Source organism: Cellulosimicrobium sp. BMG9.23, assembly GCF_059159985.1.
The window spans coordinates 87,641-103,031 of record NZ_JBZGBZ010000010.1 but is presented as its reverse complement, the minus strand read 5'-3'; the positions used below and the strand labels follow the sequence as shown (position 1 = coordinate 103,031).

The 15,391-nt window shown below is 74.3% G+C and carries 15 protein-coding genes; 4 read left to right on the top strand and 11 right to left on the bottom strand.

Annotated elements, in window-relative coordinates:
• The first annotated feature begins 147 nt into the window (after positions 1 to 147).
• Genes AC4H2G_RS18150 through AC4H2G_RS18135 form a run of 4 tightly spaced genes read left to right on the top strand, consistent with a single transcriptional unit; the run spans position 148 to position 2,312 of the window.
• Positions 148 to 726 carry a TIGR00645 family protein gene (locus tag AC4H2G_RS18150; protein WP_494367133.1) on the top strand — a complete coding sequence of 193 codons (579 nt, stop codon included), beginning with the start codon at positions 148 to 150 and terminating at the stop codon, positions 724 to 726.
• On the top strand, positions 723 to 1,448 hold the full coding sequence (locus AC4H2G_RS18145; RefSeq protein WP_494367132.1) for an AzlC family ABC transporter permease: 726 nt from the start codon (positions 723 to 725) through the stop codon (positions 1,446 to 1,448). Before AC4H2G_RS18150 ends, AC4H2G_RS18145 begins: the two co-directional genes overlap by 4 nt.
• Positions 1,448 to 1,768, top strand: a complete 321-nt coding sequence (locus AC4H2G_RS18140) for an AzlD domain-containing protein (RefSeq protein ID WP_494367131.1) — start codon at positions 1,448 to 1,450, stop codon at positions 1,766 to 1,768. The genes AC4H2G_RS18145 and AC4H2G_RS18140 overlap by 1 nt, the downstream gene beginning before the upstream one ends.
• Before the next feature lie 34 nt (positions 1,769 to 1,802).
• A complete protein-coding gene (locus tag AC4H2G_RS18135) occupies positions 1,803 to 2,312 on the top strand; it encodes a GNAT family N-acetyltransferase (protein ID WP_494367130.1) in 510 nt (169 codons plus the stop codon).
• Between the two features lie 39 nt (positions 2,313 to 2,351).
• Here AC4H2G_RS18135 and AC4H2G_RS18130 read toward each other — a convergent pair whose 3' ends face one another.
• The 11 genes from AC4H2G_RS18130 to rbfA form a co-directional block, all read right to left on the bottom strand.
• Positions 2,352 to 2,870, bottom strand: coding sequence for a hypothetical protein (locus tag AC4H2G_RS18130; protein WP_494367129.1), 519 nt, complete (start codon positions 2,868 to 2,870; stop codon positions 2,352 to 2,354).
• Positions 2,867 to 3,610, bottom strand: coding sequence for a 4-hydroxy-tetrahydrodipicolinate reductase (gene dapB / locus AC4H2G_RS18125; RefSeq protein WP_494367243.1), 744 nt, complete (start codon positions 3,608 to 3,610; stop codon positions 2,867 to 2,869). Before dapB ends, AC4H2G_RS18130 begins: the two co-directional genes overlap by 4 nt.
• Before the next feature lie 196 nt (positions 3,611 to 3,806).
• Complete coding sequence (locus AC4H2G_RS18120) at positions 3,807 to 5,138, bottom strand: M16 family metallopeptidase (RefSeq protein WP_494367128.1); 1,332 nt, start codon at positions 5,136 to 5,138, stop codon at positions 3,807 to 3,809.
• Between the two features lies 1 nt (position 5,139).
• Positions 5,140 to 7,389 carry a polyribonucleotide nucleotidyltransferase gene (locus AC4H2G_RS18115; protein WP_494367127.1) on the bottom strand — a complete coding sequence of 750 codons (2,250 nt, stop codon included), beginning with the start codon at positions 7,387 to 7,389 and terminating at the stop codon, positions 5,140 to 5,142.
• Positions 7,390 to 7,676: 287 nt separating this feature from the next.
• Entirely contained in the window at positions 7,677 to 7,946 is a 270-nt protein-coding gene (gene rpsO / locus AC4H2G_RS18110) for a 30S ribosomal protein S15 (protein WP_494367126.1), read from the bottom strand.
• A 238-nt stretch (positions 7,947 to 8,184) separates the two neighbouring features.
• A complete protein-coding gene (locus AC4H2G_RS18105) occupies positions 8,185 to 10,110 on the bottom strand; it encodes a peroxidase family protein (RefSeq protein ID WP_494367125.1) in 1,926 nt (641 codons plus the stop codon).
• A gap of 168 nt (positions 10,111 to 10,278) precedes the next feature.
• The gene (locus AC4H2G_RS18100) at positions 10,279 to 11,871 is read right to left on the bottom strand and encodes a DUF6297 family protein (protein WP_494367124.1); all 1,593 of its coding nucleotides are present in this window, start codon (positions 11,869 to 11,871) and stop codon (positions 10,279 to 10,281) included.
• Positions 11,868 to 12,557 (bottom strand): ABC transporter ATP-binding protein, encoded by a 690-nt coding sequence (locus tag AC4H2G_RS18095; RefSeq protein ID WP_494367123.1) that lies wholly within the window; start codon positions 12,555 to 12,557, stop codon positions 11,868 to 11,870. The genes AC4H2G_RS18100 and AC4H2G_RS18095 overlap by 4 nt, the downstream gene beginning before the upstream one ends.
• A gap of 5 nt (positions 12,558 to 12,562) precedes the next feature.
• On the bottom strand, positions 12,563 to 13,567 hold the full coding sequence (locus AC4H2G_RS18090) for a bifunctional riboflavin kinase/FAD synthetase (RefSeq protein ID WP_494367122.1): 1,005 nt from the start codon (positions 13,565 to 13,567) through the stop codon (positions 12,563 to 12,565).
• 171 nt (positions 13,568 to 13,738) lie between these two features.
• The gene (truB, locus tag AC4H2G_RS18085; RefSeq protein WP_494367121.1) at positions 13,739 to 14,722 is read right to left on the bottom strand and encodes a tRNA pseudouridine(55) synthase TruB; all 984 of its coding nucleotides are present in this window, start codon (positions 14,720 to 14,722) and stop codon (positions 13,739 to 13,741) included.
• The gene (gene rbfA, locus AC4H2G_RS18080) at positions 14,703 to 15,146 is read right to left on the bottom strand and encodes a 30S ribosome-binding factor RbfA (RefSeq protein ID WP_494367120.1); all 444 of its coding nucleotides are present in this window, start codon (positions 15,144 to 15,146) and stop codon (positions 14,703 to 14,705) included. The genes truB and rbfA overlap by 20 nt, the downstream gene beginning before the upstream one ends.
• Between the last annotated feature and the right edge of the window lie 245 nt (positions 15,147 to 15,391).

Genomic DNA, 15,391 nt, shown 5'->3' with positions numbered 1-15,391 from the left:
ACGCCGCCCTGCCTCGCCGAGCGCAGCGCACCCGCTCCCCCGCGCCGCCCGACCCTCCGGAGAGACCACGCCCGTGCCCGTCGCACACCCGCCCCGACCGCCCCGAACCTCCCGTCGCCGAGCGCGCGCGTCACGGCGGTCGGCTACATGATCTTCGCGTCCCGCTGGCTGCAGGCGCCGCTGTACTTCGGTCTCATCGTCGCGCAGGTCGTCTACGTGTGGCAGTTCCTCAAGGAGCTGTGGCACCTCATCGTGGGCGGCTTCACGGGCGAGCACGCGGTCGAGGACCCGGAGACGCACGAGATGGTCGCGCACGTCTTCGGCGCCGAGGAGATCATGCTCGCGGTACTCGGCCTCGTCGACGTCGTGATGATCTCGAACCTGCTCATCATGGTCATCGTCGGCGGGTACGAGACGTTCGTCTCGCGGATCCGGCTCGAGGGTCACCCCGACCAGCCGGAGTGGCTGAGCCACGTCAACGCGAACGTGCTCAAGACGAAGCTTGCGATGTCGATCATCGGGATCTCGTCCATCCACCTGCTGCGCACGTTCATCGACAGCCAGAACTACACGGGCACGCAGATGATGTGGCAGACGATCATCCACCTCGCGTTCGTCGTCTCGGCCCTCGCCCTCGCCGCGATCGACCGGATGTCCCTCACGGCGCACCAGCGCGCGGCGAACGCCGCCGCCGCGGGCGAGGGACCCGCGGACCCGCACGCGTGACGGAGCCGGAGGGCGTCGAGGACGCGGTCGAGGCCGCCGTCGAGGACGAGGTCCGCGGCGCCGTCCGGCAGGCCGTGTCCGTCTCCGTCGCGACCGGGCTCTACGGCGTCTCGTTCGGCGCGCTGTCGGTCGTCGCGGGGCTCGACGTCGCGCAGACGATGGCGCTGAGCCTGCTCATGTTCTCGGGCGGGTCGCAGTTCGCGCTCGTCGGCGTCGTCGGCGCGGGCGGCACGGCGGCCGCCGCGATCACCACCGCGGGTCTCCTGGGGGTGCGCAACAGCCTCTACGGCGCGCAGCTCGGGCCGCTCCTCGCGCTGCGCGCGTGGCAGAAGGTGCTCGGCGCGCAGCTGACGATCGACGAGTCCGCCGCCGTCGCGACGGCGCAGCGCTCGCGCCGTGCCGCACGCGTCGGCTTCTGGCTCACGGGCGCGGGGGTCTTCGTGCTCTGGAACCTCATGACCCTCGTGGGGGCGCTCGCGGGCGACGCGCTCGGTGACCCGCGCACCTGGGGACTCGACGCCGCCGCCGGCGCGGCGTTCCTCGCCCTCCTGTGGCCGCGCCTCGCGACGCGGGCCGTGCAGCTCACGGTCGCGGCCGCGGTCGTCGTCTCCGTCGTCCTCATCCCGCTCGTGCCCCCGGGCCTGCCCGTGCTCGCCGCAGCGGCCACGGCGATCGTCGTCGGGCAGGTCGAGGCCCGACGCCGCCCGCGGAAGGAGTCCTGATGTCCCCCGCCACCGTGTGGTTCGTCGTCCTCGCCGCCTCCGCGGTCTGCTTCGCGCTCAAGCTCGCGGGCCACCTCGTGCCCGAGCACTGGCTCGCCGACGAGCGCGTCGCCCGGATGGCCGCCCTCGTCACGGCCTCCCTCCTCGGGGCGCTCGTGGCCGTGCAGACGCTCGCCGCAGGGCAGGCGATCGTCGTCGACGCCCGGCTCCCGGCGCTCGCCGTCGCCGCCGTCGCGCTCGCGCTGCGCGCGCCGTTCATCGTCGTCGTGCTCCTCGCCGCCGCGACCGCCGCAGGACTGCGTGCGCTCGGCTGGGGCTGACCGTGCGCAGAGCTCGCCCGCCTAGGGTGGGTCCATGAGCCTCTTCCGCGAGACCGCCGACGTCTCCGTACGACCCGCGGTCCCCGGCGACGACGTCGCGATGACCGCGATCCAGGTGGGCGCGTGGCGTGCCGACCACCACGACGTGCTCGGCGACGACGTCCTCGACGCGCTGGACACCGTCCGCATGCGCGAGCAGTGGGCGGCCGCGATCTCGTCGCCGCCCGGTCCCGGATTCGGGGTGCTCGTCGCGTGCGACGGCGCCGACGTCGTGGGCTTCGCGGCCGTCGCGCCCGGCCAGCTCCTGGCGCTCGAGGTCGAGCCGCGGCACCAGCGCGGGGGCCACGGCTCGCGCCTGCTGGCCGCCGCCGTGGACCGGCTCCGGCGCGACGGCGCGAGCGAGGTCGTCACGTGGGTCCTCGACGGCGACGCCGGGCGCGAGGCGTTCCTCTCCGGCGCGGGGCTCGGACCGGACGGCCGGACCCGCACCCTCGCGACGGGCCTGCGGGACGTCGTCGAGCACCGGTGGGTCGCGGAGGTCTGACGGCCCGCCCTCGAAGGGCACGGGCAGCGGACCGGCCGGTCAGCGCGGACGAGTGCGGTACAGGCGCGCGGCCGAGCGCAGCGCCCCGCGGGCACGCTTCCGGTCCCCCGCGGCGTCGTACGCGAACGCGAGGTGGTACCAGGCCGCCCAGCTCTCCGGCTCGGCCTCGACCGCCGCCCGGTACGGACCGAACGCCTCGTCCGCGGCCGACCGGTCGATGCGTCCGCCCGGTGACCGCGGCAGGTCGTCGACGGGCAGCCGCCCGGAGCCGGCGAGCTCGTCCGCCATCCGCTGCACGGTCCCCGCGAGGAGGAACTCGCGCCCCACGAGGCCGACGACCAGGAGCGGCAGGACGAGCACGCCGGCACCGATCGCCATCGCGGCCGGCTCCCCGGTCCGGATCAAGGCAGCGGCGCGGCCCGCGACCTGCCACACGTAGAGCGCGAGCAGCGCGGTGACGAGCACCGCGCCGACGATCGCCTTCCACGGCCGGCGTGCCCGCGGCGCGACCGGGTCGCCGGCAGCGCCGGTCGCGTCGGGCAGGCCGTCGCGGCTCACGCGAGGTCCAGGACGTTCTCGAGGCCGACGGTCAGGCCCGGGCGCGACACGACCTCACGCACGGCGAGCAGCACGCCGGGCATGAACGACACCCGGTCGAACGAGTCCTGCCGGATGACGAGCTGCTCCCCGGGGTTGCCGAAGAGGATCTCCTCGTGCGCGACGAGACCGCGCAGCCGCACCGCGTGCACACGCACGCCGTCGACGTCGGCCCCGCGGGCCTCCCAGCCCGTCTCCGTGGCGTCGGGCGCGGGCCCGAGGCCCGCGTCGGCACGGGCCGAGGCGATCGCCGCGGCGGTGTGCCGCGCGGTGCCCGACGGCGCGTCGACCTTGTCCGGGTGGTGCAGCTCGATCACCTCGGCCGACTCGAAGTAGCGCGCGGCCTTGGCCGCGAACGTCATCGCGAGCACGGCGGAGAGCCCGAAGTTCGGGGCGATGAGGACGCCGAGACCCGGACGCCCGTCGCCTGCCGCGCGATCGAGGTGCTCGACGAGGCGGCCCCGGCTCTCGTCGGTCCAGCCCGTCGTCCCCACCACCGCGTGCACCCCGGCGTCGATGAGGGCGTGGACGTTCGCCTCCGTCGCGGATGGGACGGTGAAGTCGACCGCGACGTCCGCGCCGCCGAGCGTCGCGGCCGAGACCGTGTCGCCCGCGTCCAGTCGCGCGACGAGCTCGAGGTCGGGGGCGCCGTCGACCGCCGCGCACACGGTCGCACCCATGCGACCGGCGGCGCCGAGCACCGCCACCCGCAGCGGCCCGGCGGAGCTCTTCCCGATGGTGTCGTGCTCGCTGGTGCTCTGGCCGGTCGTGTTCTGCTCGCTCACGTGCGCCACCCTATCGGGCGCCCGGGCTCCGTCCGGGCCGCAGGGGACGACGACGGCCGCCCTCCCCGCAGGAAGGACGGCCGTCGTGACCAGGCGTGGAGGGAGCGCGCCCTCAGTCGCCGAACGGTCCGACGCGGACGACGGAACGAGCGCGCGAGGCGAGCTCGCCCGCCAGCTTGCGCACGTCGTCGGCCGTGACGGACCGGATCGCGTCGAGCGACTCCTCGAGGCTCAGCAGCTCGCCGTAGACGAGCTCGGCCTTGCCGAGCCGGCTCATGCGCGAGCCCGAGTCCTCGAGACCGAGGACCAGTCCGCCCGCGAGCTGGCCGATGCTGCGGTCCAGCTCGGCGCCCGTGATGCCGTCGTCGGCGAACCGGTCCAGCTCGCCGTGCAGCAGCGCGGTCACCTCGTCGACCTTCGACGGCGCGCAGCCGGCATAGAGGCCGAACGTGCCGATGCCGCCGTGACCGGACGCGAACGAGTACGTCGAGTACGCCAGACCGCGCTTCTCGCGGATCTCCTGGAACAGGCGCGAGCTCATGCCGCCGCCGAGGGCGGCGCTGAGCACCGACAGCGTGAAGCGGCGGTCGTCCGTGGCGGACAGGCCGGTGCCGCCGATGACGACGTTCGCCTGCTCGACCGTGCGCCGGATGGTCAGCTCGACGGCGTCCGTCCCGACCCCCACGAGCGCGGGGTCGTACGGGTCGCGCCGCGCCCGGGGTGCGGCGGACGCGTCGAGCGTCCATCCCCCGTCGGTCAGGGCGCGCGCCACCTGGTCCACGAGCACGTCGTGGTCGACGCCGCCCGCCGCCGCGACCACGAGGGTCTCGGGGCGGTAGTGCCACCGGTAGTGCTCCCAGACCGCGTCGCGCGGGACGGCGTTGATCGTGTCGGGCGTGCCGCCGATCGGCCGGCCCAGGGGGTGGCCGGCGAGGACGGCGGCGGCGAACTCCTCGTGGACGACGTCCGAGGGGTCGTCGTCGTTCATCGCGAGCTCTTCGAGGATGACGCCGCGCTCGGTCTCGAGCTCGTCGCCGTCGAGGCGCGCAGAGGTCACCATGTCCGTGATGACGTCGACCGCCATCGGGAGGTCGGTGTCGAGCACGCGCGCGTAGTAGCACGTGTGCTCCTTGCCGGTCGCCGCGTTGGCCTCGCCGCCGACGGCGTCGAACGCCTCGGCGATGTCCATGGCCGACCGGCGCGCGGTGCCCTTGAACAGCAGGTGCTCGAGGAAGTGGGTCGAGCCGAAGTGGCCGTCGGTCTCGTCGCGCGAGCCGACGCCGACCCAGGCGCCCATCGTGGCCGAGCGCAGGCCCGGCATCGACTCGGTGAGCACCCGGACCCCGCCGGGCAGGACGCTGCGACGGATGGTCGCACCGTCCTGCCCGGCGGTCAGCTCCGCCCCGGCCGTGCCGGCCGGGACGAGCGGAAGGTCCCAGGGCACGTCAGGCGTCCGCGCCCTCGACGGCCGGGGCCGCGTCGTCGGCGCCCTCTGCGGACTCCTCGACCACGGCGTGGAGCGAGAGCTTGCCGCGCGGGTCGATCTCGCCGATCTCGACCTGGACCTTCTGGCCGATGGAGAGCACGTCCTCGACGTTCTCGACGCGCTTGCCGCCCACGAGCTTGCGGATCTGGCTGATGTGCAGCAGACCGTCCTTGCCCGGGGAGAGCGAGATGAACGCGCCGAACGACGTCGTCTTGACGACGGTGCCGACGAAGCGCTCGCCGATCTCGGGGACGTGCGGGTTGGCGATCGCGTTGATCGCCGCGCGGGCGGCCTCGGCCGACGGGCCGTCGGTGGCGCCGATGTAGACGGTGCCGTCGTCCTCGATGGAGATGTCCGCGCCCGTCTCCTCCTGGATCTGGTTGATCATCTTGCCCTTGGGGCCGATGACCTCGCCGATCTTGTCGACCGGCACCTTCACGGAGATGACGCGCGGGGCGTTCGGGGACATCTCGTCCGGGACGTCGATCGCCTCGGCGAGCACGTCGAGGATCGTCAGGCGCGCGTCGCGGGCCTGGGTCAGCGCGCCGCCGAGCACCGAGGCGGGGATGCCGTCGAGCTTGGTGTCGAGCTGGATGGCCGTGACGAACTCGCGCGTGCCGGCGACCTTGAAGTCCATGTCGCCGAAGGCGTCCTCGGCGCCGAGGATGTCGGTGAGCGCCGCGTAGCGGGTCTCACCGTCCACGGTGTCGGAGATGAGGCCCATCGCGATGCCCGCGACGGCCGCGCGCAGCGGCACGCCCGCGTTGAGGAGCGACAGCGTCGAGGCGCAGACCGAGCCCATGGACGTCGAGCCGTTGGAGCCGAGAGCCTCGGACACCTGACGGATCGCGTACGGGAACTCCTCGCGGCTCGGCAGCACCGGCACGAGCGCGCGCTCGGCGAGGGCGCCGTGCCCGATCTCGCGACGCTTGGGGCTGCCCACGCGGCCGGTCTCACCGGTCGAGTAGGGCGGGAAGTTGTAGTTGTGCATGTAGCGCTTGCGCGTCTCCGGACCGAGCGAGTCGATCTGCTGCTCCATGCGGAGCATGTTGAGCGTCGTGACGCCCATGATCTGCGTCTCGCCACGCTCGAACAGCGCGGAGCCGTGCACGCGCGGGAGCACCTCGACCTCGGCCGACAGCGTGCGGATGTCCGCCAGGCCACGGCCGTCGATGCGCACGCCGTCCGTGAGGACGCGCTGGCGCACGAGCTTCTTCTGGAGCGAGCGGTACGCCGCCGACAGCTCCTTCTCGCGGCCGTCGAACCCGGCCTGGAGCTTGCCCACCATCTCGTTCTTGATCTCGTCGAGACGGTTCTCGCGGTCCTGCTTGTCCGCGATGGCGAGCGCGTCGCGCAGGTCCGCCGCGACCTCGGCCTCGACGGCCGCGAACGCGTCGTCCTGGTACTCGAGGAAGACCGGGAACTCGCGGACCGGCTTGGCCGACTGCGCGGCGAGCGATGCCTGCGCGTCGCACAGGGCCTTGATGAACGGCTTGGCCGCCTCGATGCCCTCGGCGACGACCTCCTCCGTCGGGGCGCCCACGCCCTCGTCCTTGATGAGGCCCCACGCGTTGTCGGTGGCCTCGGCCTCGATCATGGCGATCGCGACGTCGGTCGAGCCGTCGGCCGCGACGACGTTCCGCCCGGCGACGACCATGTCGAAGACCGCGCGCTCCTTGTCGGAGTACTTGGGGAACGCGACCCACTGGCCGTCGATCAGCGCGATGCGCACGGCGCCGACCGGGCCGGAGAACGGCAGGCCGGAGATCTGCGTCGACGCCGAGGCGGCGTTGATCGCGAGCGTGTCGTACGCGTCGTCCGGGTGGAGCGCGAGGACGGTGATGACGACCTGGACCTCGTTGCGCAGGCCCTTGACGAACAGGGGGCGCAGCGGGCGGTCGATGAGGCGGCAGGCGAGGATCGCGTCCGTCGAGGGACGGCCCTCGCGACGGAAGAACGAGCCGGGGATGCGGCCCGCGGCGTACATGCGCTCCTCGACGTCCACCGTGAGCGGGAAGAAGTCGAACTGCTCCTTGGGGTGCTTGCCGGCCGTGGTGGCCGACAGGAGCATGGTCTCGTCGTCGAGGTACGCGGCGACGGAGCCCGCCGCCTGACGGGCGAGGCGCCCGGTCTCGAACCGGACGGTGCGGGTGCCGAAGCGACCGTTGTCGATCGTGGCCTCGGCGAACTGGATCTCGGGACCCTCCATGGGTGCCCTCCCTTTCTCGAAGCGCCGCCCGGGTAGCCCTGTCGAGGGTTCCGGTCCGTGCCGTCGCGCGCGTGGCGCGCAGAGGGCTCCGGTCGCGCTCGACGCTCGGCGGTCTTCGATCGAGGTCCACGGCGGTGCCCGTCCGTCGTCCGGAGGACGACTCGAGACGGGGTCCGTGGGCCACTACCGAGGACCGAACGAGAGGCCGGCGGCGCAGTGGGTGTTCTACGGGTTCATCTCACCAGACCAGCCCGGTCCCCGCAGGGGACCGGGCTGGAGAGGGTGGTTCAGCGGCGCAGACCGAGACGCTCGATCAGGCTGCGGTAGCGGTTGATGTCGACCCTCTGCAGGTAGCCGAGGAGGCGGCGACGCTGGCCGACGAGGAGGAGCAGACCACGACGGCTGTGGTGGTCGTGCTTGTGCTCCTTGAGGTGCTCGGTCAGGTCCTTGATGCGCTGCGAGAGCATCGCGATCTGGACCTCCGGCGAACCGGTGTCGCCCTCGCTCGTCGCGTACTCGGTCATGATGCGCTGCTTCGTGGCAGTGTCGAGCGGCACGGTTCTCCTTCGGGTTCGTTGCGCGGCGCGTCAGGAGGAACTTCCTGAGGCTCTCTGGATCCGCGGCCGATCAGACGGCGCCACGATCTTACCAGGTGGACGCCTTCGCCCGGCCCGACCGGCGGCCCGACCGGCGGCCCGACCGGCGGCCCGACCGACAGTCCGACGCAGCACGACGGCGCGGCTCCCCGGGAGAGGAGGCCGCGCCGTCGGGCGTGGTGGTCGTCAGGTGGTCAGGTCACGACGCGTCGTCGTGGCCCGCGGTGCCGCCGCCGCGGAACTCCCCCGCGGCGTCGGGCAGCACGCCCGCGAACCGCAGCACGTCCGGCAGCGTGAGGACGAGCGAGCCGTCCTCGAAGTGCACGCCCTGCGCGGGCGTCCAGTGGTGGGTCGCGCGGAGGTACGACCGGTCGTCCTGGCGCAGCAGGTGGACGAAGGTCTCCGCGAGGATCCGGCTGCCGACGTCCCCGAGGAAGCTGCCGTCGCCCTGGAGCTCCGCCTCCTTGAGCACGTAGTACCACAGCGGGCTCCCGCCGCCGACGGAGCGCACCTTGTCCATGGCCTCGACGACCGGCTGCGGCGCGTTCTCCACGAGCCGCTCCGGCGACAGGGGCTCGAGACCGAAGGCACGGGCCACCGCCTCGCCGGTGGGCAGCCCGAGCATGTACCCGCGCAGCAGGTTGCGCTGCGCGAGCTGCTTCTGCAGCTCGCTCGCGATCGTCTGCGCGGTCGTCGGCGACTGCCCGGGCTCGAGCTCGATCTTCCCCTCCTTGATCATCGTCCCGAGCGAGGGCGCGAGGAACGTGTCGATCTTCTCCGCGGAGTGGAACGGGTTGGCGTCACCCTTGTCCACGAACTTCGACCAGTCGATCGGCCAGTTCGACGGGAGCACGGGGTTCGGCGGACCACCCTGGGTCAGGCCGCCACCGCCCGTGAACCGGAAGAGCTGCTCGAGCGTCGCGAGACCCGCGGGCCCGCCCGGTGTGAAGTTGACGTTGAAGTCGTACGTGTCGCGCACCATCGAGTGCCCGAAGCGGAACGCGGCGACCGCGAACTCGAGCGGCATCGCGATCGGGTGCCGCGGCCTGAAGAACGGGGCGTCCCCGAGCAGGATCGCGTCGAGCACGCCCGGCTTGGTGAGGGTGCGCAGGTAGTCGTTGACGACGAGCCACTGGTAGTGCCACCGCACGAGCTGGTTCGCCCGCTCGTACAGCCCGCGCTCGCCCGCAGCACGCACCCACGGCTCGAACTCCGCCACCCAGTCGACGACGGCGTTGTGGAACCGGATCATCGCGACGTGGAACTGTGCGACGACGAGGTTCTCGTCGTTGCGACCGTCCGGGATCAGGGGCCCTCGGTCGGCGCCGCGCGGGAGGTCGCGCTGCCGGTCGGGCTCCGGCGGGCAGAGCAGGAACGTGGGCCCCCCACCGGGGACGGCGAACGGCTCGAGGGGGATCCGCCCGAGCCGCAGCTTCGCGGAGCCCTCGACGAACGCCGCCTCGCTCCGGGTCGTCCCGTGGCCGGGATCGCCCTCGAACTTCGGACCGCTGCCGTAGAGCGAGTCGAGGTCGAGGGCGGGGTGCCTCGCGTTGCGCAGGCTCCTGACGACGACCTTCGGGTCGAAGACCCGGAACGGCACCCGGTCGATGTCCCCGAGCGCCTGGTTGCCGTCCGCGTCCGCGTCCTCGTCCGGACCGTTGGTGTTGAGCGTGATGTCGTGGTCGATGAACTGGCCCCAGTACGTGTACACGGCGGGGACGTGCGAGTTGCGGACCGCCGGACCGCCGCCGGGTGGCGGCGGGGGCGGGCTCACCATCGCGGTGCCGAGGGCCTTGAGGTGCTCGACGACGGCGGCCGTCGTGCCGTTGCCGTGCGCCAGGTGCGCGTTCGGGAACGTCGCGGCGAGCTCGGGGAAGAGGTAGTCGAAGGCGGTCGTCGAGTCGTAGCGGTGCTCGCGCAGGTCGCGGTAGACCGCGGCCTCCGCAGCGGGAAGGAGCGGCGCGTTCGACGTGGCGGGGTCGGTCGTCGCGCCGGGTGCGTCGTCGACGGCGGCGACGGTCGACCCGTGGCCGACGCTGCGCACCGTCCGGCCGATCGGGGTGGACGCCTGGTCGATCGAGTCGGGTGTGACGTCGTCGCCCGACGGGTTCTGCGGAGCCTCCATGGCTCTGCCTCTCTGAGAGCAGGGATGGAACGCTTGCGGACGTGCCCGGGGCTGTCGGGCGCCGTGACCGCGACCGGCACGCCACGTTCCGCGTGACGCACCTCACACGGAGAGGGAGCGGGCGGGGACCCGTCCGTGACACGGCGGCGAGCGGCCTGCTCGCGTGCCCTATCCGCGCCGCGGGGCGTGCGTCGCGATCGCGACCGCCGCGAGCGCCGCGACCGCCTGCACGACGACGAGGGCGGGCGTGACGACGCCGAGCAGCGCGGCGATCGTGAAGGGGACGAGGCTCAGCACGAGAAGGTCGGGGCCCTGGCGTGCGACCGCTGCGGCGTTCATCGGGATCGCGCCCATGGGCGTCGCGAGCAGCGGGCCGGACCAGTCCGGCGCGGGCCGCAGCGCGCCGCGCACAGCGCTCGCGCCGCACCCGACGCCGACGAGCGCGGCGAGCGCGAGCCACCCGGTGGAACCGGTGGCCAGCACGAGGGGGACGGCGCCGGCGACGAGGGCGAGGGTGGCGGTCGCCGCGGGGACGACGAGGCGCGCCGCCCGGACCGCGCGGGCGGACAGCGGCAGGGACGCGTCCAGCGCCGGCACCATCTCGGCGTGGCGTGCGCCGCCGGCGCCGAGCCCCGCCGCACGCATCCCCGCGAGGGCGACGACGATCGCGAGCCCGGGACCGGCCGCGAGGACGGGCACCTGGTGCGCGAGCACGAGCAGCGCGACGAGCCCGACGAGCTGCGTCCACGACGACGACGTGCGGACGAGCAGCGCCACGTCGGCGGCGACGACCGCGCTCCAGGGGCCCCGCACGGCACGGAACGCCCGGCCTCGGCGCGGCCGGCGGGGACGAGCACCGGCGTCGAGCGCGCGCCCGAGGTCGCGCGGGTCCACCGACAGCAGCGCCGCACCGAGCCGGTCGGACTCGCCGCTCCGGGCCGCGAGGACCGGCAGCCGGAGCCGGTCGACGCGCGACGACCAGAGCACGGCCAGACCTGCCGCGAGCGCCGCGAGGGTCACCGCGAGGGCCGTCAGGGTGGCCGAGGGTCCGAGGACGGGCAGGTGCAGCCCGGTGGTGACGAGCACGAGCCCGAGGACCGGGACGCCCGCCACGAGCGTGTCGCCCACGAGGACGGCCGTGCGCGACCCGCGATGCTGCACGAGGCCCGTGAGGGACACCACCACGACGGCGGCGGGCGCTCCCACGAGCGCGCCCGCGAGCACGCCCGTCGGTCCGGCGGCCGCGAGGAGTCCCGCGGCCGCCCCGCCGAGCGCGCCGGCGACGAGTGCCCACCCGACCGCCGCGCCGACCGACGGCAGGAGCAGCCCGCGGCGGTCGGCGGGCGTCGGCACCCACCAGTGCACCCCGGCGGTCCCGACGCCCGCGGGGCCGAGCCGCGCCGCGGTCGACGCCACCAGCCCGAGGAGGACGCACAGGACGAGCAGGACCACGACTCCCGGCGACGGCGGTCGGGCTCCACCGGTCCACGGGTCGAGGTCGCCCCCCAGGCTCTCGCCGAGGGTCCACGCCTGCTCGCTCGTCAGCGCGTCGCCCACCGCGGACACGGTGCCACCCACGAGCAGCCCGGCGAGCAGGACGGACACGACGACGTAGGCGACGTCGACGAGGAGCTGTCCGGGCCCGCGCCCCGCGTGCCGCGCGTGCCAGGTCGCGACACGGGCCGTGAGGCGCCGCAGCTCGCGGCCCGTGAGCTGCTCGTCGGGGGCCGTGCGCACGACCGGCGCGTCGACCGACGTCATCGGACCGCCGTGAGGACCCCGGCGAGGTCGTGACGGGCGACGTCGGTGCAGGCGTCCTCGCCGACGAGCAGCCCGCGCGCGCCCGTGCGGGCCGCGACCTCGGGGTCGTGCGTCGCGAGCAGCACCGCGACACCGCGCGCGGCCTCTGCGGCGATGAGGTCGGCCACGAGCCGGCGGGTGCCCGGGTCGAGACGCTGCTCGGGCTCGTCGAGCACGAGCACGTCGCGGGGGCGGACGAACGCGGTCGCGAGCAGCAGGCGGCGGCGCTGGCCGGACGACAGCTCGGTGGGCGCGGCGTCCGCGCGCGACGTGATGCCGAGCATCGCCATGACCTCGTCGACGGCGCCCCCCGCCTCCGCGACGCCGTGCCCGCGCGCGAGGAGCACGAGGTGCTCGCGCACGCTCAGGCCGGGGAAGTACGCGTCGTCGTCCCCGACGCCGGCCACGCGAGCGCGGAACGCGCGCTCGCGCTCGTCGACCGGTCGTCCGAGGACCTCGACCGTACCGCCGAGCGCGTCGAGACGGCCGAGCACGGTCTTGAGCACGGTCGACTTGCCGCTCCCGTTCGGGCCGACCACCGCGAGCACCTCCCCCGCCGAGAGCCTGAGGTCGACGGGAGCGCACACCGCAGCGTCCCCGTACCCCACGCGCAGGTCGCGCGCGACGACGGCCGCGTCCTCGCGCACGCGCCTCACTCCCCCCGGTCGGCGGCGAGCACGGTGCGGGCGCGCGCCACGTCGTCGTGCATCTGCGCGACGAGCGGCTCGACGCCGTCGAAGCGCAGCGTCGGCCGCAGGCGGTCGACGAGCTCGAGGACGACGTCCTCGTCGTAGAGGTCGAGGTCGGTGCGGTCGAGCACGTAGGCCTCGACGCGCCGCTCGAGGCCGTCGAACGTCGGGTTGGTGCCGATCGAGATCGCGGCGGGCAGCCGGACGTCCGGGTGCCCGGGGTCGGCGGCGGCGAGCTGTGGACGCTCGAGCCACCCGGCGTAGACGCCGTCCGCCGGGACCATGCCCGCGACCTCGCCGAGGTTGGCCGTCGGGAACCCCAGGTCGCGACCGCGCGCGTCGCCGTGGACGACGGCTCCCCGCACGCGGTGGTGGCGCCCGAGGATGCGTGCCGCCTCCCGGACGTCGCCCGCCGTGAGGAGCGCCCGCACGCCCGTCGACGACCAGCGGGCGTCGTGCCCGAGGTCGCCCTCGGTGACGGGGACGCCCTGGTGCTGTCCGACGTCGTCGATCGCGACGACCTCGAACCCGTGGCGCGTGCCCAGCTCGACCATCGTGGCGAGGGTGCCGGAGTTGTCCCGGCCGAACCGGACGTCGTGCCCGACGACGACGGTCCCCGCGTGCAGGCCGTCGACCAGGTACGTCTGCACGAACTCCTCGGGCGTCTGGCGCGCGAAGTCGAGCGTGTACTCGACGAGCAGGACCGCGTCGAGACCGGTGGCCGCGAGCAGCTCCATGCGGTCCGCGATGCCGGTGATGAGCTCGGGCGCCTCGTCCGGGCGGTGCACGACGGCGGGGTGCGGGTGGAACGTCACGGCGACGGCCCGGGCGTCGCGCGACCGGGCGAGGCCGACGATGCGGCCGAGGACCTGTGCGTGACCGCGGTGGACGCCGTCGAAGTTGCCGAGCGTCACGACCGTCGGGCCGAACCCCGACGGGACCTGGCTCAGGGCCGTCCACAGGTGCACGTGCGAGCTCCTCGGGTGTCTAGGGATCGGTCGCCCGGCCGGTGGCGTGCCGACGTGCTGCCGGGCGGGTGCTGCCGGGCGACGGGTGTCGCGAGGGTCAAGCCTGCCACGACGGGGACGGGTCGTCGTGACCGTGCGGGCCCTGCAGGACGGCCGGTCGTGTGGTCCGGGTCACGCGGGCGCGAGCACGAGGACGGGCCGCGCGAGGTCGGCGCCGCCGCGACGGGTGTCCTCGACGAGCGCGACGAGCGTGCCGTCGGGTGCCATCGCGGCCGTCGTGCCCGCGGCGCCCGACGCCGCGACCCACTGCCCGTAGGACAGCGCGACGGCCTCGGCGTCGGTGAGGTCGCGCACCGGGAACGTCGCGCGCGCCGCGTCGGCGAGCGGGACGGTGGCGAGGACCCCGTCCCGGTCCGCCTGCGCCTCGGCCTCCTCGAGGGTGACGGCGACGTCGAGGCCGTAGCCGCCGACCCGCGTGCGTCGCAGCGCCGTGAGGTGTCCCCCGACGCCGAGAGCTGCCCCGAGGTCCCGCGCGAGCGCGCGGACGTACGTGCCGGACGAGCACACGACGGTGACGTCGAGGTCGAGGACCGCGGGGGCGTCGTCGGGCAGGCCGCCCGCACCGGGCGCGACGACGCGCACGTCGTGCACGTCGAACCGCGACACGGTCACGGGGCGGGCCGCGAGCTCGACCTGCTCGCCCGCGCGGACGAGCGCGTACGCGCGCTTCCCGTCCACCTTGATCGCGCTCACGGCGCTCGGCGCCTGGAGGATGTCGCCCGTCAGCAGCGCCACCTCCGCGTCGATCGCGTCCCGCCCGACGCCGGACGTGTCGGCCCGGGCGACGACCTCGCCCTCGGCGTCGTCCGTCGTCGTGCTCACGCCGAGCCGCACGGTCGCCGCGTACTCCTTGTCGGCGCCGACGACGTACGTGAGCAGCTTCGTCGCCCGACCCACGCCGAGCACGAGCACGCCCGTGGCCATCGGGTCGAGCGTCCCGGCGTGCCCGACCTTGCGCGTGCCGGCGAGCCGGCGGACGCGACCGACGACGTCGTGGCTCGTCCACCCGCCCGGCTTGTCGACGACGAGCAGGCCGTCGGGCGCCGTCGGGCGCCGCGGCGGCGGCGCAGGCCGCTCAGTCCTCGGTGCGCTCATCGCCCTGCTCGGGCGTGCGGTACGGGTCCTCGTCGCCCGCGAAGGACTTGCCCTCGCGCAGCGCCGCGAGCTCGGCGTCGCGCCGCCGGGCCTCGATGAGCGCGGCGTCGAGGTGCGCCGCCGTCTCGGGCACGGAGTCCAGGTGGAACTCGAGCGTCGGCGTGAGGCGGATGCCCGTCTGCTTGCCGACCTCGGACCGGATGATCCCCTTCGCGCTCTCGAGCGCGGCGGCGGTCCCCTCCCGCTCCTCGTCGGTGCCGTAGACCGTGTAGAACACCGAGGCGTTCTGCAGGTCGCCGGTCACGCGCACGTCGGTGACGGTGACGAACCCGAGCCGCGGGTCCTTGATCCGCGTGTCGAGCATCTGCGCGACGATGACCTTGATCCGGTCGGCGAGCTTCCTCGCCCGAGGGTGATCGACCATGAATTTCTTCCTTTCATGCCGGGCGGCGCCGGCTCGAGTTCGTGACGACCGTACGCCGCGTCGTGGACGCCGGCCGAGCGGGGGGCGCACGCAGAGGACCGGGGCGCAGCAGGGCGGCGGCGGGTCGTGGTGGGTCTGGCGGGAGCCCACGAGGGACGAGCGGGCGGATGGTAGACCCGCCGCCGCCCTGCGGAGTCACGGCCCGGAGGTGAGCCAGCACCGCAGGTACGCCCGGGGGCGGCCAC